At 54.2% G+C, this 18,525-nt stretch carries 18 protein-coding genes; 2 read left to right on the top strand and 16 right to left on the bottom strand.

Annotation, left to right across the window (positions count from 1 at the left end; translation table 11 throughout):
- Positions 1-40: 40 nt before the first annotated feature.
- The 4 genes from AC4LF3_RS14810 to AC4LF3_RS14795 form a co-directional block, all read right to left on the bottom strand.
- Positions 41-2,872, bottom strand: coding sequence for a valine--tRNA ligase (locus tag AC4LF3_RS14810; RefSeq protein ID WP_313551212.1), 2,832 nt, complete (start codon positions 2,870-2,872; stop codon positions 41-43).
- Between the two features lie 94 nt (positions 2,873-2,966).
- Positions 2,967-3,335 carry a hypothetical protein gene (locus tag AC4LF3_RS14805; protein ID WP_010795345.1) on the bottom strand — a complete coding sequence of 123 codons (369 nt, stop codon included), beginning with the start codon at positions 3,333-3,335 and terminating at the stop codon, positions 2,967-2,969.
- Positions 3,336-3,340: 5 nt separating this feature from the next.
- Positions 3,341-3,769: a DNA polymerase III subunit chi gene (locus tag AC4LF3_RS14800; RefSeq protein ID WP_010795344.1), complete on the bottom strand. Its 429-nt coding sequence runs from the start codon at positions 3,767-3,769 to the stop codon at positions 3,341-3,343.
- A gap of 69 nt (positions 3,770-3,838) precedes the next feature.
- Entirely contained in the window at positions 3,839-5,338 is a 1,500-nt protein-coding gene (locus tag AC4LF3_RS14795; RefSeq protein WP_313551209.1) for a leucyl aminopeptidase, read from the bottom strand.
- 156 nt (positions 5,339-5,494) lie between these two features.
- Here AC4LF3_RS14795 and lptF point away from each other — a divergent pair, with 156 nt between their 5' ends.
- Together lptF and lptG are read left to right on the top strand one after the other, a co-directional pair.
- A complete protein-coding gene (lptF, locus tag AC4LF3_RS14790) occupies positions 5,495-6,607 on the top strand; it encodes an LPS export ABC transporter permease LptF (RefSeq protein ID WP_019364189.1) in 1,113 nt (370 codons plus the stop codon).
- On the top strand, positions 6,600-7,661 hold the full coding sequence (gene lptG, locus AC4LF3_RS14785; RefSeq protein ID WP_010795341.1) for an LPS export ABC transporter permease LptG: 1,062 nt from the start codon (positions 6,600-6,602) through the stop codon (positions 7,659-7,661). The genes lptF and lptG overlap by 8 nt, the downstream gene beginning before the upstream one ends.
- Before the next feature lie 50 nt (positions 7,662-7,711).
- On the opposite strand, the gene AC4LF3_RS14780 is transcribed toward lptG, so the two are convergent.
- From AC4LF3_RS14780 to AC4LF3_RS14725, 12 genes are all read right to left on the bottom strand, one after another.
- Positions 7,712-8,191 (bottom strand): RDD family protein, encoded by a 480-nt coding sequence (locus AC4LF3_RS14780; RefSeq protein ID WP_286787453.1) that lies wholly within the window; start codon positions 8,189-8,191, stop codon positions 7,712-7,714.
- 79 nt (positions 8,192-8,270) lie between these two features.
- Entirely contained in the window at positions 8,271-9,191 is a 921-nt protein-coding gene (locus AC4LF3_RS14775; RefSeq protein ID WP_491835605.1) for a bestrophin family protein, read from the bottom strand.
- Positions 9,192-9,247: 56 nt separating this feature from the next.
- Positions 9,248-9,490, bottom strand: coding sequence for a hypothetical protein (locus AC4LF3_RS14770; RefSeq protein ID WP_010795338.1), 243 nt, complete (start codon positions 9,488-9,490; stop codon positions 9,248-9,250).
- An 884-nt stretch (positions 9,491-10,374) separates the two neighbouring features.
- Complete coding sequence (locus AC4LF3_RS14765) at positions 10,375-12,903, bottom strand: phage tail tape measure protein (protein ID WP_491835603.1); 2,529 nt, start codon at positions 12,901-12,903, stop codon at positions 10,375-10,377.
- 383 nt (positions 12,904-13,286) lie between these two features.
- On the bottom strand, positions 13,287-14,399 hold the full coding sequence (locus tag AC4LF3_RS14760; RefSeq protein ID WP_491835601.1) for a phage major capsid protein: 1,113 nt from the start codon (positions 14,397-14,399) through the stop codon (positions 13,287-13,289).
- 9 nt (positions 14,400-14,408) lie between these two features.
- Positions 14,409-15,083, bottom strand: coding sequence for an HK97 family phage prohead protease (locus AC4LF3_RS14755; RefSeq protein ID WP_145137237.1), 675 nt, complete (start codon positions 15,081-15,083; stop codon positions 14,409-14,411).
- Between the two features lie 134 nt (positions 15,084-15,217).
- Complete coding sequence (locus AC4LF3_RS14750; RefSeq protein WP_491835598.1) at positions 15,218-15,511, bottom strand: hypothetical protein; 294 nt, start codon at positions 15,509-15,511, stop codon at positions 15,218-15,220.
- Positions 15,511-16,821 carry an AAA family ATPase gene (locus tag AC4LF3_RS14745; protein WP_491835597.1) on the bottom strand — a complete coding sequence of 437 codons (1,311 nt, stop codon included), beginning with the start codon at positions 16,819-16,821 and terminating at the stop codon, positions 15,511-15,513. The genes AC4LF3_RS14750 and AC4LF3_RS14745 overlap by 1 nt, the downstream gene beginning before the upstream one ends.
- Positions 16,818-17,240 (bottom strand): virulence-associated protein E, encoded by a 423-nt coding sequence (locus AC4LF3_RS14740; protein WP_491835595.1) that lies wholly within the window; start codon positions 17,238-17,240, stop codon positions 16,818-16,820. The genes AC4LF3_RS14745 and AC4LF3_RS14740 overlap by 4 nt, the downstream gene beginning before the upstream one ends.
- Positions 17,241-17,242: 2 nt before the next feature.
- Entirely contained in the window at positions 17,243-17,578 is a 336-nt protein-coding gene (locus AC4LF3_RS14735; protein WP_312600832.1) for a hypothetical protein, read from the bottom strand.
- A 439-nt stretch (positions 17,579-18,017) separates the two neighbouring features.
- On the bottom strand, positions 18,018-18,308 hold the full coding sequence (locus AC4LF3_RS14730; RefSeq protein WP_491835593.1) for a hypothetical protein: 291 nt from the start codon (positions 18,306-18,308) through the stop codon (positions 18,018-18,020).
- The gene (locus AC4LF3_RS14725; RefSeq protein WP_312508795.1) at positions 18,305-18,520 is read right to left on the bottom strand and encodes a helix-turn-helix transcriptional regulator; all 216 of its coding nucleotides are present in this window, start codon (positions 18,518-18,520) and stop codon (positions 18,305-18,307) included. Before AC4LF3_RS14725 ends, AC4LF3_RS14730 begins: the two co-directional genes overlap by 4 nt.
- Between the last annotated feature and the right edge of the window lie 5 nt (positions 18,521-18,525).

The following is an 18,525-nucleotide window of genomic DNA, read 5'->3' as shown; positions in this document are numbered from 1 at the left end:
AAAAGGCCCGCCTAAGCGGGCCTATGGTGGCATTCAACCGTTACAGGCTGGCGATTCGTCCACGCTGTTCGGCCAGCTTGGCGAGCGCCTGCTCGGCTTCGGCCAGCTTGGCGCGTTCTTTGGCAATAACCTCGGCTGGCGCCTTGTCCACGAAGCCGGCGTTGTTCAGCTTGCCTCCGACGCGCTTTACCTCGCCTTCCAGACGCTGGATTTCCTTATCCAGACGACCCAGTTCAGCAGCCTTGTCGATCAGACCTGCCATCGGTACCAACACTTCCATCTCGCCAACAAGCGCTGTAGCAGAAAGCGGTGCCTCTTCATCGGCAGCCAGAATGCGGATCGACTCGAACTTGGCCAGCTTCTTGAGCAGGGGCTCGTTTTCGCTCATGCGTCGCTGATCTTCAGCGCTGGCATGCTTGAGCAGAATGTCGATGCGCTTGGCCATGGAGATGTTCATCTCACCACGAATCTGACGCACTCCTAGCATCAGCGCCTTGATCCACTCGATATCACCCTCAGCCGCGCTATCGATACGGGCCTCATTGGCAATGGGCCAAGTCTGCAGCATGAGGGTTTCGCCCTGTTGGCCGGCAAGCGGTGCGATGCGATGCCAGATTTCTTCCGTGATGAAAGGCATGAACGGATGCGCCAGACGCAGTGCAACTTCCAGCACACGTACCAAGGTACGGCGTGTGCCGCGCTGACGTTCGATAGAAGCGTTTTCATCCCACAATACCGGCTTCACTAGCTCCAGATACCAAGCGCAGTATTCATCCCAGATGAATTCATAGAGTGCCTGAGTAGCCAGGTCGAAGCGGAACTGTTCCAGCTGGCGAGTCACTTCAGCTTCTGTACGCTGCAGTTGAGAGATGATCCAGCGATCCACAGAAGACAATTCGACCGGTTCGTCATTGACGCCACAGTCCTTGCCTTCGGTGTTTTCCAGCACGAAGTTGGCCGCATTCCAGATCTTGTTGCAGAAATTGCGGAAGCCTTCGACACGGCCCATATCGAATTTGATATCGCGGCCGGTGGAGGCCAGGGAGCAGAATGTGAAACGCAGGGCATCAGTACCGTAGCTGGCAATGCCTTCCGGGAATTCAGCACGGGTCTGCTTGGCAATCTTTTCCGCCAGCTTGGGCTGCATCATGCCGCTGGTGCGCTTCTGCAGCAGGCTCTCCAGATCAATGCCATCAACGATATCCAGCGGGTCAAGCACGTTGCCCTTGGATTTGGACATCTTCTGGCCCTGACCGTCGCGTACAAGACCGTGAACGTAGACGGTTTTGAACGGAATCTGCCCAGTCAGGTGAGTAGACAGCATGATCATCCGGGCGACCCAGAAGAAGATGATGTCAAAGCCGGTTACCAGAACGTCGGTGGGGTGGAACGTCTTTAAAAATTCGGTCTGTTCCGGCCAGCCGAGGGTAGAGAATGTCCACAGACCCGAGCTGAACCAGGTGTCGAGTACGTCGTCGTCCTGGCGCAGCGCGATCTCGCCCAGATTGTGCTTGCTGCGGACTTCCGCTTCATCGCGACCAACATAGACGTTGCCAGCCTCGTCATACCACGCCGGAATACGGTGGCCCCACCAGAGCTGACGGCTGATGCACCAATCCTGAATATCACGCATCCAGGAAAAGTACATGTTCTCGTACTGTTTGGGTACGAACTGAATAGAGCCGTTTTCCACGACCTCAATGGCTTTTTCAGCCAGAGGCTTGGTGGAGACGTACCATTGATCGGTCAGCCAAGGCTCAATAACAGTGCCGGAGCGATCGCCCTTGGGTACTTTCAGCGCATGGTCTTCAATTTTCTCTAGAAGACCGGCAGAGTCGAAGGCCGCTACGATCTGCTTGCGGGCTTCGAAACGATCCAGGCCCGCGTATGCGGACGGAATCCCTGTATCGACTTCAGTGTTTACGCTGCCATCCAGGTTGAATACTTGTGCTGTAGCAAGTACCGCTGCGTTTTTATCGAAAATATTGATCAGGGGCAGGTTATGGCGCTTGCCGACCTCATAGTCATTGAAGTCGTGAGCAGGGGTGATCTTGACGCAACCTGTGCCAAATTCTGGATCACAATAGTCGTCGCCCACGATCGGGATGCGACGGCCTACCAGCGGCAGCTCGATGAATTTGCCGATCAGTGCCTTGTAGCGCTCATCTTCAGGATGTACCGCTACGGCGGAGTCGCCCAACATGGTTTCCGGGCGGGTCGTGGCAACGATCAGGTAATCCTTGCCCTCTGCCGTCTTGGCACCATCAGCCAGGGGATAGCGCAGGTTCCACAATGAGCCTTTCTCATCATGGTTCTCGACTTCCAGATCGGAGATAGCCGTATGCAGCTTGGTATCCCAGTTGACCAGGCGCTTGCCGCGATAAATCAGGCCGTCCTCGTGTAGACGGACAAAGGCCTCCTTGACTGCTTCAGACAGACCGTCATCCATCGTGAAGCGTTCGCGTGACCAGTCTACGGAAGAGCCCAGGCGACGAATCTGGCGAGTGATGTTGCCGCCAGACTCGTTTTTCCATTCCCAGACTTTCTCTAGAAACTTCTCGCGACCCAGATCATGACGGCTGACGCCCTGCGCACTCAATTGGCGCTCCACCACCATCTGGGTGGCAATGCCTGCGTGGTCCGTGCCGGGCTGCCACAGGGTATTGCGGCCCTGCATGCGGCGGAAGCGGATCAGGGCGTCCATGATGGCATTGTTAAAGCCATGGCCCATGTGCAGGCTGCCGGTGACGTTGGGCGGCGGAATCATAATGGTATAGGGCTCGCCGGAGCCCTGAGGCGCGAAGTATCCCTTGGATTCCCAGGTCTGGTACCAAGAGGTTTCGATGTCGTGTGGCTGGTAAGTCTTGTCCATGTACGTTGGCAAAGGCGTCTGAAGAGGGAAAGCCTTTGAGTATAACGGGGATAACGGTCAGGTGCGATTGATCGCAACACTGACCGTCTTGTAATCAGACCTGCTCGCGCTGCCTGATCAGTTCATCGAGGCGGGCATCCAGGCGTTTTTGCAGTTCGGCTTCAACTTTAGGTGCGAATTCGGCAATGACCTCCTGGAGTATGAGGCGCGCTTCCTGGCGAAGTAGCTCCTCCAGGGATTCCTCATCCTGTCGAGAAACGCGCTCCGGCTCGATCTGATCAAGCAGCGGAGGAATGGCGCTTAGCCGTTCAATAGAGGGTACGACTACATCGGACAGTACAGGAATACCATCCTGGTCCAGCCGGTCGGTAAGCATGGGAAGGTCGTGTTTATCCAGTAGCTGGCGGATCGATTCCAGATCATTCATGAGATGTGCCGGGCGAGGCGGGAGGTCTTTGTCCATGATTGTCAGACTCGCGGCAGACGATGGTCTTGTAAAGCATAGCCGCGCTCTCGGTAAAAGCGGAAATTCTCACGAGCCGCTTTGCGTATTGAAGCCTCTTCGATGACCAGTTCGGCAATTCTGCTGAAGCCGGCAAAAAAAGCAGGAATACGAGTATCCAGGTTGATCAACAGTTCGCCGGTTCGCTCCTGTTGGGTGTCAATACCCAGCAGGACTGGGCTATCCGGCTTGTCCTCGGCAAAATCGTGAGGCAGGAAGCTGTCGGGACGGAAGTCCCAAAGCCGTTCGTCCAGCTGACTGCGTTGGGCTTCGTCAGCGCAATGGATATACGTCTGCATCTGCTGTCTCCACGCTTTTTCGGCGAGGCGGCATGCAAACGTCAGTCGGGCGTCAGGGTCGTCGCTGGGAAGAACATAGAAGTCGACACGGGTCATGTCTGGCTCCGGAGTATGGCTGGCAGCAGCGGCGCGATAGGGAAGCGAACCCTATCGCGCTGCACCGATTCAGCCTTGGCTGCGGTCTAGCAGATACTGCATAAGCAATGGGACGGGGCGGCCGGTAGAGGCCTTGTCCTTGCCACCACTGATCCAGGCTGTGCCAGCGATATCCAGGTGAGCCCATTTGTAGTTCTTGGCAAAGCGCGACAGGAAACACGCTGCTGTAATAGTGCCGGCCTTGGGACCGCCAATGTTTGCGATATCAGCGAAGGGGCTGTCGAGTTGCTCTTGATACTCATCATGCAGAGGCAACTGCCATACGCGGTCATCAGCCGCATCGCCGGCGGCTTTGATCTGCTGGATCAGGTTGTCATCGTTACCTAGCAGGCCGGATACAACCGACCCCAGGGCTGTGACGCAGGCGCCGGTCAGTGTGGCGATATCGATCACGGACTGGGGCTTGAAGCGTTCGGCATAGGTTAGTGTATCGCACAGCACCAGACGGCCTTCAGCGTCTGTATTGAGGATTTCCACCGTCTGACCGCTCATGGTTGTGACGATGTCGCCAGGGCGGGTCGCCGTTCCACTAGGCATGTTTTCGGCGCAAGCCAACAGGCCTACCAGGTTGATTGGGAGCTTGAGCTCGAGCGCGGCACGGAATGTACCCAGTACGCTGGCAGCACCACACATGTCGTATTTCATCTCATCCATGCCCTGGCTGGGCTTGATGCTGATGCCGCCGGTATCGAACGTAATGCCTTTGCCGACCAGAACATGGGGGGCTGTGTCTTTTGCAGCACCCTTGTATTGAAGCACTACCAGGCGGGGCGGTTGCTCGCTGCCTTGTGCCACGGCGAGAAACGAACCCATGCCCAGCTCGCGCATCTTCTTTTCGTCCAGTACATCGACTTTGAGGCCGGTTTCCTTGTACTGCTTGCCAAGTGCTTTGGCTTCGTCCGCAATGTAGGCGGGGTTACAGATGTTTGGCGGCAGGTTGCCAAAATCCTTGGCATAGGCAACGCCTGCAGCAATGGCCTGGGCGTGGGCAAGGCCTCGCTCCATATCAGCTTGAGCGGCCTTGCTGCCTGCCAGAATGATTTTCTTCAGAGCACGAGGCTCGGCTTTCTTGCTCTTGAAACGATCAAAAACATACAGGCCATCCGCCAGCGTTTCAGCCAGCAGGCGAGCCTTCGCATAGCCGTCACGCTGTTTGACGTTGACATCGCCGAGGAGGAAGGCGGCATCAGTACCGCCCAAACCTTTGAGTACGCCTAATGCTGCGCTGACCACTTTGCGATACGTGCGATCGCCCAGGCCTTCTTCGGTATTTCCAGTGCCCACAAGCAAAACGCGCTCGGCTTTCAGACCGGTAAGGCCGGTCAGCAGCAGCGTCTGCCCCGGTTTGCCTGCCAGATCACCGCGCTTGACTGCAGCGCTCAGGGCGCCACCGGTAGCGGTATCGACCGTGGCCGCCGAAGCGTCCATGTAACCATGTTCACCAACAGCAAGAACCAGTGTGGCTGTTTTCAGTGTTTCCGGACTTGCACTTTTAACGAGAAATTCCATTACGAGAAGCTCCCCAAGACAAACGAGTAGGTTTGCAGGATAATGCCAGCTATTTTCGCCGGGGCCGCCCTGCGGGCTGCCTTGCGCGGGTCGGTTTAGCAACGGCGGCTAGTTTGAGCGTACGCGCCTGAGCCTGACAACCCTGGAGAGCCTTGTTTGATCGTCTTTCGTTATCTAGCACGTGAAGTTCTCACCACCATGGGCGCGGTAAGCGCCGTTTTGCTGGTGATCATCATGAGTGGTCGCTTCATTAAATATCTGGCTCAAGCTGCGCAGGGTATCCTGGATCCTGGCGCCTTGATGATGATCATGGGATACCGGATTCCCGGTTTCCTAGAGCTGATTCTGCCGCTTGGTCTATTTTTGGGGATTCTGCTTTCCTATGGCCGTCTGTACCTGGAAAGTGAGATGACGGTCCTTTCCGCTACCGGAATGAGTCAGCAACGCCTCCTGGCCTATACGATGGCACCGGCAACACTCATTGCGCTTGTTGTTGCCTGGTTGAGTCTGTCGCTGACCCCTATGGGCGTTCAGCGTGTGGGTGAGATCTTGAATCAGCAGGATGCGCTGACCGAGTTCGACACCCTGGCGCCCGGTCGCTTCCAGTCGCTGCGTGATGGCTCGCGGGTGACCTATACCGAAGCGCTCAGCAATGATCGTACCCAGCTCTCGGGCGTCTTTATTTCTGAAAAGAATGAAGCCAAGGCCGGGTCTGATCGGGGCATTGGTGTGCTGATCGCCGATAAGGGCCACCAGGAAATCCATTCCGATGGCAGTCGTTACCTGATTCTGGAAAATGGTTTCCGGTATGACGGTACCCCAGGCCAGGCGGACTATCGTGCGGTTCAATACGATACCTACGGAGTGTTGCTTCCTAAACCTGAAGTCAGTACGGATGTAGGTGCGCGCGAAGCGATTCCGACACGTGCCCTGATGTCCAGTGATGACATCCGTCAGAAGGCCGAACTGCAGTGGCGTCTTTCCATTCCGGTGCTGGTTTTCATCGTGACGCTGATTGCCGTGCCGTTATCGCGTGTCAATCCACGTCAGGGACGCTTCCTTAAACTACTGCCTGCCATCCTGCTTTATATGGCCTACCTTTCCCTGCTGATTGCCGCCCGTGGTTCGCTCGATAAGGGCAAGCTTCCGCCTGCCATCGGTCTTTGGCCGGTTCATCTGTTGTTTCTTGCGTTAGGTTTGCTGCTGGCCTTCTGGGAGCCGTTGCGCCTGTCCATGCGCCGCCGTGCTACGGAGAAAGGTCATGAGTAAACTCGATCGTTATATAGGTCGCTCGGTTCTAGTCAGTATTCTGGCTGTTCTTGGCGTTATTCTTGGATTGGCCTTGCTGTTTGCCTATATCGATCAGCTAGGGGATTTCGATGATAACTACGGCGCCCTGCAAGCGCTTACGTATGTACTGTTGACTGGCCCGCGGCGGGCTTATGAGCTCCTGCCCATGGCAGCGCTGATAGGCTGTCTGATTGGCTTGGGCTCGCTGGCCAGTAGCAGCGAGCTGATCATCATGCGAGCCGCTGGTGTCTCGCTGGCTCGAATTGTCTGGGCTGTCATGAAGCCTATGCTGCTGATCATGCTTGCAGGCGTGCTTATTGGTGAATATGTCGCTCCCTGGTCGGAAAACATTGCTCAGAGCAATCGTGCAATGGCGCAGGGCGGCGGTGATGCCCAGAGTTCCAAGCATGGCCTGTGGCATCGTCAGGGACGTGAGTACGTTCATATCAATGCAGTGCAGCCCAACGGTGTTCTGTTTGGTATTACACGTTATCAGTTTGATGAGCAGCGCCATTTGCTGTCGGCAAGTTTTGCCAAGCGTGCCGAGTACCGAGGCGACCATTGGGAGCTGCAAACGATCTCCACGACCCACTTCCGTGATCGTCACACCGAGGTCATAACAGCTCCAACAGAAAATTGGGACATCGAACTGACACCACAGATACTCGACACCGTTGTGATGGAGCCCGATGCTTTGTCCATTTCTGGTTTGTGGTGGTACATCCATTACCTGGCGGATCAGGGGCTTAATAATGCCTCTTACTGGCTGGCGTTCTGGGGCAAGGTATTCCAGCCGCTGGTGACAGCAGCACTTGTATTAATGGCCATTTCATTCATCTTCGGCCCGCTGCGCTCGGTAACATTGGGTCAGCGTATTTTTACCGGTGTGGTAGTAGGATTCGTATTCCGTATTGCTCAGGACCTGTTGGGACCCTCCAGTCTGGTATTTGGATTCTCACCCATACTAGCGGTCCTGGTGCCTGCAGGAGTCTGTGCATTAGCAGGCATATGGTTATTGCGTAAAGCGGGCTGATGTCCTCACGAAAAAGGCTGAACATTCATCTGTTCGGCCTTTTTTGTGTCCTACTCCAAGATATGTATGGTTTGACTCTTGGAAGCCAGATCAGACCAGCTTCGCCTGCGTGTATCGACGAGTATCCATAAAAGGCCTACCCCCAGGCAGAGATACGAGAAAAGAGCGGCGGCGAAGCGCAGGGCGGCTTGAGGCAGACTAATCCTTGTGCCGTCGGTATTTTGTATTCGGATCTTCCAGGCCTGCATGCCGAGCGTTTGGCCGTTATGTATCCAGTAGCCCGCAAAGTAAGCAAAGCTGACCAATACAATCAGGATGCTCAATATAGGGTCGCCTATCAGCTCCCCTTGTTCGGCCATTGCCTTGAGGCGGGAACCTCCCATCCAGGCCGCCAACCCGCCGAAATAACCCAATGTAGCCACCATTATCAAGGCAACAAGCAGAATGCTGTCATAGAGGCTTGCAGCTAGTCGCCTGGCAAGACCGGCGGATGGGTATTTTCTGGTAGGCAGGGATAGGGTTCGTGGCATGAGGCGTTGCTGTTCGTAATAAGCGTTCTACTGCAACACCTGGTAGTTAGCATGGCAAGCCTGTCTTTCCTCGAAAGGCTTACAGCAATAAACCGTCCTGAGGGTGTAGAGGGGGCGGGAGGTCTCGTTCATCCAGCAGTTCAAGCAGGGAGATTTCCAGACCTCTGCACATGGCATTGAGTGGCAGGTCGTTTGGCATCTTATCGAAAGGGTCCGCTATCTGATCTCCCAGGGCATCCAGTCCAAAAAAGGTATACGCCAGTACGCAAACAGCAAGTGGAGTAAACCAGCCAATGCTATCCACCAGGCAGAACGGTAGTAGAAAACAGTAAATGTGTACGGTGCGATGCAGCATCAGAATATAGGGATAGGGGATAGGTGTATTTCTGATGCGTTCACAGCCTCCCAGCACATAGGAGAGGCGACTGATCTGTTGATCTACAGAGCTAAGAAGAATTTCGCTGGAGTTGTGTTGCCGCATCAACTGACTGATGTTCTGTCCAATAAGACCCAGTATCACATTAGGCCGATTGGCGGCTGCCAGCGCCCGGGCGCAGTCGTTCTGTGTCAGAAGGCGCTTCAGGTCGGGCGTTGGGTCATCGTTTCTCAAGTGGTCGCGAAGCGCATGGCTGAATGCGGTCAGTTGAAGGGCTATGGAGCGTCGCTCTTCAACAGTCATTCCAGGAAAAAAACTCAACGTTTGCTGCACTAGGTTGCGAGAGACGATGAGCAGTTCTCCCCACAGGGTCCGCGCTTCCCAAAAGCGCTGGTAGGCCACGCTATTACGAAAGCCCAAGAATATCGCCAGCGTCAGTCCCCAAAGTGTAAAAGGCGTAGCTGTCAAAATAACCTTGTAGTGGTAGAGGGTGCCATGCGTGGCTACGACAAAGGAGCTTAGCAGCACCGTGTAGAGCACTCGCTTCCAGATGGCGGGAATAATGGAGCCTTTCAGAGAAAACAGCAGCACCCATAGCGATGGGGTCTGAGGGCGTACGATCATGCTAACCCTTATGTTCAAATACCAAACGGTGAGAAGTGGACGTCAGCCGAGTGCCCCTAGCATTCGGAAATATCACCATAAAGACGCAGGGTTCGTTCCTGAATTTCTTCTTTTATCTCATCGGCAACAGCCTTGAGCAGAACGGCATGATGAAGCTGGGTGGCGTGTAGATCCCTCTCGACAATGATGCCGTGGGGTGTCGTGACAATGACTCTGGCGAAATTCTCATCTCTTTCCAGGCATTCCACCTTGCCTTCGCAAGCGAGTTGACTGACTAATGCGGCCAGCAGGTTCTTCATATCCATATCCCCTCAGATGTATCAGAATGACATGACTTCCGGTCCCTGAGTTCTCGCCGTTTGGCGGAAGAGGCTTGGAGGAGTGTGCCTGGCGTTCATGCACTATTAAAAAGCCTCGTGCAAGACGAGGCTTTAAAGACAAAGCGTCAACTGGCTTTTAATCACCATTGGAAAGCGGGCTTGTAATACGTCGGCGCAGGCTTGTGATAATGGGCACGATGACGTGGCGGCGGAGCGTAATAGTGTCTTGCGTGGAGCCTATGGTAGTGCAGCCTTTGAAGCTGACGGTAAGTAATAGGGGCTTTGTAATTCTCATGGTGAGGCGGCGGCCCATAAACCCGCTCACGCTCAAAAGCCGCGGCTTCACCTGCACTGATAAGGCAGCCGATGAGTAAGGTTACCTTCAATATTCGACCTGGCATACGTACCTCCTTCAGCAAGAGCTTTTGCCTCGCTGCTATAAAGCACCGTACGGCTGTCGCGTGACGTCAAGGCAGGTAAAGGTTGGGTAAAGAGGTGAGGCAGGAAGACCGCTCAAGCCTGCGTTAAACGGTGCAGAACGATGCATAGAGAGATCGGGAGGATGAATCTTTCGCGTTGGCTTGTAATGATCTACTCCAAGGCACGCCTGAGGCGCTTTATACCAAGGAAGTAGTTATTACTTGGGAGAACCAGAAGAGGGCAGGATAGTGAGACACAAAAAAACCGGCTCAAGGGCCGGCTCTTCTGGTGTTTCGGGACTTGGTGGGAAGTCCTGAAAACTTTGTATGGTGCTCGGGAGGTCTTCGAACTACAAGCTTTAAAGCCTTATGAAATAAGGGGCTGGCTTTGATTTGGTTCTTGAGATGTACTCAAAAATGTACTCGTTTGCTAGCCGCTAGGACTTATCTGTTCAACCTTTGCCGAACGGGACCATTACGATTTGCGTCCTTTAGCACCATCTCATAACCGGCTATAGCGCCGTCTTTAGCAGCCTGCTCAGCCATTTGAGCCATCCTATTGAGCGTATCCTGGCTTACGTCACCACTTACATGAAAGGTTTGGTCAATCTTAACGCCCGCCTGGTTTGATAATGAATCACTGCTGCCCCCTAAAGCCCTGACTCCTAGTGAACCATCTGGCCCTCGGGTTAGCGGCATGATTGCTTCTGGCCCGGCCTCGCCAAACACGCCAGCTCCCTTGGCAAAGGCAAAGAGCTGCGGAGAGTCATACACGCCACCAGAGTAGGCAGACAAGGATGGGCTGTCGTAGACCCCGCCCTTAGCGTTCAGCGTATAGGAGTGTCCCTGACTAAATCCGGTCATGGTGCCTGATCCACCGAATAAAGAGTTTCCCGCACTAAATGCCGAGCTTAATAACCCAGCTGCTGCTTGCCTGGCCTGAATCCGAATAAGATCTTCGATTAGCGAGTTTGAGAAGTCCTTAAATGACAGCTTGCCGGTCTTTACGAAGTCAACGATGCCGTCCTCCATATTGCTGAATGCATTCGAGAATAGGCTATATGTCTGGCTTGAGACGTCCCGTGCGCTATCCAGGTAATCCTGAAATGCTGCACTAGCTCCGTTGGACCAGTCAGATTGAGCATCATCTACCTGCTTGTAATAGTTCTGCTGAAGCTGCAGGCGCTCTTGCAAAGCAGCCGACAAAGCCTGCGTTTCCTTGTCATACAACTCTGGACTTATATCTCCTGAGTTACGCTGAGCTAATAGCTCGTCCTGCTGCCGCTGGTACTCTTGGCGAATGCTAGCCATCTCCTGATAGCGTTGAGATTGCTTTGAGCCCATACCAACCAAGGCAATTGCGCCGTTTTGATCCTGCTGGATGGCATTCAGCTGCCTCGCCAGGTTTAATTCGAAGTCTCGAAGCTTCATAACTTCTTCAATCGACTTCTTATGTAAATCCACCTCTTTTTCCAAGGCAGCATTGCGCTTGTATTGGGCCGTAATCAAATCGGCACTAGCTAGCAGTGACTTTTGATCAGCGGTCAGGGTTTTTTTGCTCTTAATCTCAGCAAGCTCCTCTTCCCACTTCACCAGTTCCTGAGCTTGCTGTCCCAGGCTGTTAACTTTGCCAGTTTGGGCGTCAATGGTGCCGTATTGAGCTTGCAGTACGGCTTGTTGCTGCTTAAGGCTATCTAATAGCTTCTGGCCTGCATCCTCGCTTGCCTTTGCTGTGCTGGCAGCAGGGGATACTCCGGATACACCCTTACCGTTTAACAAGTTTTGATACTGGGTCATGAACTCGGCTAGTCTCTTGATCCGATCCTGGCCAGTAGTGTCTTTGCCATCGACCTTTTCCATGAACTCCGCATAACCCAAGGCCAAATTATTCAAGCTATCAGTGGTGCCGCTTGCACTGTCCCTGATCTTGTCGAAATTTTCATAAGCGCGGTATAGGCGTACAGGTGGTAGGATGGTTTCCCACCAGGAACCCTCACCTTTTGATGCTTCATTCAGATCATGAAGCCCTTGAATGGCTTTGCCTGCTATATGAAGTCCAGCAACAGCACCGACTGCCCCCTTGCCAATCGCACGAAGCCCATTGGCCAAGTCATCAGCGACGGTAGCGGCTAGTGCAGTGTTTGTTGTAGAGGAAGAGAGGGCCCTGGCGAAGTCGCCTAAGACTGGAATTAGCGCGGTCGTTATTCGGTTCTTTACACCAGTTGTAGCGGTGTCCATCAAGAAGATGGCAGCGTTAAGCTCGTTAGCTTTCTTGATCGTGTCGCTGCTCAGGATTGCCCCAGCACGTTGGGCCTCATCAGCAAAGGCCTTCATTGCTTCGCCGTTGTTACGCAGCACCGGATACAAGAGAGAGGCGTCATCGGCCAGGCTCTCCATAAAGAACGTTACTTGATGCTCGCTTGCTCCGGCCTTATCGAGAGTATTCACGAAAAGCCCCAACGCTTCGGGTCCGCTCAGTCCTTTAAAGCTTTCAGCAGTAACGCCAGCCTGTTTGGCCGCTGTATCAAAGAACTCCTTCAATTCGCCACCGCTTGTAGTGGCATAGTTGCCTAGCTTATCGGCAACGTCTCTAAATATATCAGCCAGTTTGTCGTTCTCGACGCCCGCCTGTTGAGCACCAACGGCCATACGTTGGAATTCCTCAACTGAGGTCCCTGAAATGGCAGCAAAGCGGCTTATCTCCTTGGCATGATTGGCCATGGTTATCGTCACTGCCGAAAAAGCTGCAGTTGCGGCTGTCGTTAGTCCAGCTAAAGCCGCACCGGTTATCTTGGAAGCATCTCGGGCTGAATCACCCATGTTTTTGAATGCTAGATCGATGCCGCCTAGATTCTTGTTAATTTTGCTGCTGGCGTTGGCCACTGCGCTATCAGCACGAGCAATCTCCTGGCGAAGCTGGGCAGTTGTTGCCTCGATACGAATCAGCATGCTTTCTACGTCTGTACCTGCCATGGGTATTCTCCTCAGTGATGCGCTGATCACTGTTAATTGTTAACTTGTGCGTTAAAAAAGTTAACCCCGACTATATGGTTGATATAGCGATAAGCTCAGTATCCATGCGGGTTTCAGACTGTTTCCGGTAAACCTGCCGGTAAATGTCTTGTTAACTTTTTCTAAAAAGCGGAAAAAAATCTCTGAATGAGGTCGGGGGCGGTCTAGTAACGGAGATGCTCTAGATTTTTGATGTGCCCCTGCCTTCTCAACGAGATGCCTGCCGCGATGCTTGGAGTGTCACAAGGACGAGCATCCGCAGGCTGTCGGGGTTAGGGCAGACTCCCCGAAGGGAAGCCCTCATGCAGTCACTCACCGACTAACACTGCATGAGAGCCAATGAGTTAAGCCTCTACAATCGATACAGACAGCAAGGCATCCTGAGCAAACACAGCCAGACCCGCACGCAGCTCAGCCAAGATCGTGACCAGGTTGGTGACAAGGTTGTCCCGGTCGAAGCGAGTGGCAATGATGGTCGGTTGCATACGCTCCAGGATTGCTACGTTAGCAGTATCAATGATCAGGACTTCACCTGCTGGCATGCTGGCGCTTTCAATCACACGGCATCCCCAAAGGGTTGCAGGTGCTGGGCTCTGAGGATTACCTATCAGGTATTGGCCATCAGTGGCCTTGGTGTCAGTGATACTGAACCAGTCCATTGGATTCATGAGGATAATGCCCGGCTTCCAACCTGCTGCCTTTTGAGAGGCAACTGCAGCGCCGATACGATCAATAGGCGCAGCTGTTGAATAGGGTGAGCCAGCTGTTGGGAATGCTGTAGCCTGGGCACGCAGACCATTGATCCTTCCTGTGCCACCTGTACCATTGATCAAACTACTTTCCAGCTTGGTCAGCAGGCCATAGCCAAGCAAGTTGCTTACATAAGTGCCAAGGGTTGGAGCGTCGTCCAGGATTTGAACCGAGGCGCGTGTCCAATGAGCAATTGTGTCGATATTGGCAGTCACTTGCTGGAAGCTCATTCCAGACTCTGCCTTAAGCGTACCTTCAGTAACTTGGAAGTCAGCGTTATTCGTAAAGCTTGCAAGTTGAGTGAACTCATAAGTAGACGAGGTCACCGGGATGGAAGGCAAGGCTACTAGCAGCTGCAGGGCAAGCCGAGGATCGTTGCGCATGGTCGAGTCACGATTGGGCGCGACATCGAATTGACTATCGCCATCCTGACCTCGACCTACGTTAACAAGGGCTTTAATACTGATTTCTGGTAGCTCAACACGTCCGGTTGACTGCGAACCGTCACGCATGCCTTGGAAACCTTGAGACTTCATGAACATTTGAATCGGGTTTTTGGCATCAGGACTACGTGTGGCGCCCCGCAAGCGCACACCTTTTTCTTCCATGCGATCCAGCCGATCTAAGGCCTCATCTGTTTTCTTGGCAATAGCTGCTACAGCGGCGCCGTGTTCTTCAATAGCTTTGGTTACGATTTCGAATGACATGGTGATACCTCAACGTCCCTGCAGGGACTGTGTGATGCGTTGGAGTTTGGCTGCGATCTGAGCCAGTTCTGCGCTGTCGTCGGCTTGCTCCTCTCGAACAAGTCCGTTCCAGCCGCCCGCCATTAGCCGTTTGGCCTCACGGGCAGAAAGCCCCAACGCATCACGCGCGGCGCGTTCAAAATCTCTTGGGTTTGGATTGGCTGGATCGAATACGCTTTTTACGCTGACGATCCGGGCCGATGGGTTAGCAGCGATGCCCACCAGGGACACCTCCACCAGATCAATTTCCTTCAGCAGTCGGGCACCGTTAACCAACTCGGCACCGCCGGGTGGAATGGTGTATCCAATGCTGAGGGCTAGTGCTCCATCCTTTGCCAGGGCATGCGCTGCCTTGGCTTGTGGCACGTCTAGAGTCAGCCGACCATTAGCCAATAGGCCTTGGGCGTCCTGTTCAAAGGAAGTCCATACGCCTACGGGGTTGGTTTGGTCGTGCTGCCATAACAGGGCGGGGCGAGTGCCTGCCGCTGCATGCTTGGCCAGGCTCTTTGTGAAGGCACCGGGGGCGATCAGGTCGCCATGGTGGTCGGGCTCTCCGCCAAAGGTCGAGGCATAGCCGGTAAAGCTGCCGAGATCTTCACTGGCAGCGAACTTCAAGTGTAGTGGTGCTGTTTGGAATGGGCGCATTAGCGATGTCTCCAAGGGTGCAAATGGGAATGCTCATTTGCCGCTCGAAGCGCATCACGCGCATCTTGACGGGGGTCATGCACATCACGCACATGACTGTATAAGCATACACCGTTTCGTATGTTTATGGTCAATCAAATAACGTCAGCATCAGGCCACCGGAAGCGGGCAGCTTCCAGGGCTTCGGCGTGGGTCATAGGCTCACCAACTATTTGGCAGAGAGGCTTCCCGTTCAGGAAAACCTGCCAGTGAAGCTTGCGGGCCTGGCCATCGTTTGAGGTCAGTTCCGCCAGTAGCTCCAGGCGGTGGGATTTAACGTACTGACGAACATCGGGCGTAAGCCTTGAAGCTGGAGAGATAGCAATACGTTTCCCCCTGGCTTTAGCGGTCAGCCCATGTTGACGCAGGTAATCGATAGCAGCGCCCATCAGATTTCCTCCTGATCAGCGTCATCGAAGGCAGACTCAGGCTCGGCCATAGGTGCCCTTTCCTCCCATTCGTGCCCTTTTTCATCATTCGTGCCCATACTTTTTTGTGGGCACGAATGGGCATCTAAGGGCACGAATGGAGTTTTGGGCACTTCCGAAGGCCGCTCGAAGACCGCCACTTTTTCCCGAAGACCGTCACTCTTTTTAGTGGCGGTGTTCGAAGATTCTTGGCGGTCTTCGGTGCCTAGTCGCCAAACCCATCCTTCCTTCATGCCGATTTTTACTGCCTCGACACCTAGTGTTTTTTTAGCTCGCTCGACAGTGCGCCAGGCGAAACCAGCACCATTAGCATCAGCCTTTACTTGGCGAGTAGGTACAGGCCCATTGGCTAACAGATTGATCAAAAACTGTTCGGCTTCCTCCCGCTCGTTGGCTTCCTCACTAGGTTGGGTTTCGATCTGTCCTAGAATCTCTCGGGCACTACCTTCGATCTTGTCACCCCACAGCACTCGTGTAGCCGGGATGCCAGCGCCAACAGTGCATTGTTCAATCACGTAGGAGCAGCCGCCTGAGTCGGTAGCGATATTCGACTTGGCCCGGGCCAGGACGCGAAGGTCTGATTCTTCCTCCTTTGCTGCCACCAGTACGGTACGGGCGAGAGCGCCAAAGGCTTGAGAACCCAAAACGCGCTCAGCCGGGTTATTGCCTGCTGATCCCTTCGAGAAGTGAGTGATACCCAGTACCGCACAGCCATAATGCTCGGCCATATCCACTACTGGCTGCAGGGCTCGGCGTACATCGTTGGCTCGGTGCATGTCACCTGCCACAGCGGAGACGATAGGATCGATCATGATCATCCCCACATCACCAATGCGCTCAAGCTCAGCCGCTAATAGGTCGATGTCCTTAGCTGGATCGAACGGCATGCTTTCACCCAGGCCATTGATCCGTCCCTGGAGGATGTAAACCTTATTGAGGTCGGCGCCGGCAGCGATAAGGCGCGGCACGATCGTGTCTGAAGGATCGTCTTCACTCGACCAGATAATGACGCTACGGCGCTCATTAAATATCTCTCCATCAGGCCAGCGGCCGCCACACGTCATGGTGGCAGCAAGCCCAATAGTGAGAGTGGTTTTGCCGGTACCGCCAGCACCGGCCAGAATGGTGAGCTTGCCTAGCGCCAACCAGCCAGGCCACGCCCAGCGAATGGCAGTCGGTGTGATCTGAGAAGCGGATACAGCATTAACGCGCCAGTCATTCTTGGCTGCCTCTGTCCATTCCTTGCTAAAGCGGTCTTCAGGAGTGGTCATTTCCTCACCCCCAAGCGCTGCTTGGCGAGCTCAAAGCGGGCCTGATCCTTTTCACTCAAGGCCAGGCCTTGAGCCTGCATGGACAGGCCGATCTGGTAGACAGCCTGCTCATGACGGATTGCTGCTTTACTAGGGCCGCGGCGCTGGGTCTTTTCACCCGGGAAGAGGTCGCGCAGATCCAACCCAATCGCGGCGGTAATGTCAGTAGCCGTACAGCCCGCCCAGCACTTGAGCAGGACTGTTCCGTCATCGCATTCCTTGATCCCTAAGCTTGGGTGTTTGTCCTTGTGAGCAGGGCAGCAGGCCTCCCACTTAGAAGGACCTTTGGCCTTAACCTTGTCCAGCCGGGAGAGGATTTTGTCTATCGGCAGGCAAGCCGATCCCGTTCCCACCATTTGGCAGGATTGAAAATTAGTCATGGTTAAGTCCTCGGTTTCGAGGTTTTTTCTGGCTGCTTAGCCAGTTCATCCAATCGGTTTTGGATGCCCATTTGGGTATCGCTAAGGCTGCAGATCAGCTTGCCCAGGCTTTCCAGCATCCAGCCGACATCAGTCACCGCGCTTTCAGATAAGCCAGTCTCATCATTGCTGGCCGTGCAGGCGAGGAGGTTTCCAATACCTGAGATACCTAGTGCAAGAGTCGCAACTTGGCTAGCCGCCATCTTTTCTGCTTTATCCAGTTTCTCAGGCTGCATAGTGTTGATCTGTTCATAGCTAGGAAGCAGATCATTCCATACTGGCAGGTCGGCACCGTTCATTTGGCACCTCCTACTTCCAGGCTGCGAGCCTTAGTCATATGGGAGTTATAACGTTTCAGGCGTACGGATAAGCTGGAGTTGGAATGCAGGGCAGAGAGGGCCATTGCTCGATGAGCGGCGGCGCGTGCTTTAGACGGATTTAGGGTAAGGGTAGAGCGCATAGGTGTAGCTCCTTTTGCTGAGGAACCGCCACCTTCGTGACCAAACGAATGGAGGCGGACTGTATGTAGGTTGGTCAACCGGGGCAAAAGGAACCCGGCAGGCGCGAACGCCTCCCACACACAGCCGCCATAACACGAACTTGCAGGCACAAAAAAAGCGCTCGCAATCGTATGGGGCGCTTGTGCGCCTTTTGCTTTTTCGGGTGACCAAACCCGAATCGCTGAATTTGCAGCGATAGAATTAAGATACATGCGGGAACGTGTAGAGGCAATAGGCATCATTGCAAACCCTCCGGCGCTTCGTGCATTTCCAGACGAGAGCCATCAACCAGGGCGATGAGCGTGTTACGGCTTAGTCCTTTGGCTTGCAGGATTGTCGCTAGGCTCATAAAGCAGGCTAGCACTACGACTGAGGCAGGGTGTTCCGTTTTCTGGGCTTGGGCTGTAATCAAGGGTAGAAGAGTGTTGAGAATGAACGGCTCGTGAGTTTCGATACTGCAGCCGTTATACTCGTCCTGCATGTTTTCAAGGCCGCTTTGCTTCTGTCCGGGAGTGAGCGGCTTTTTCATGCAACCTCCCCACGCGACTCGGCAATGCGAGCGTCCATCCAGTTCAGTACATCACTTTCCAGCCAGACTACTGAGCCTGGGCCTAAGCGCACCTGCGCGGGAAATCTGCCAGCAGCAATGCGGCGGTAGAGTTCAGATTGGCTCAGCGACGTGATCGAGAGCACTTCCTTGATGCGGATAAAGCGGCGGGATTGATTGATCTGTGTAGCCATCGCAG

It is taken from the genome of Pseudomonas sp. C2.3V, from assembly GCF_058536325.1.
Note: the sequence above shows the minus strand (reverse complement) of the source record. Positions and strands in the feature narration are given on the sequence as shown.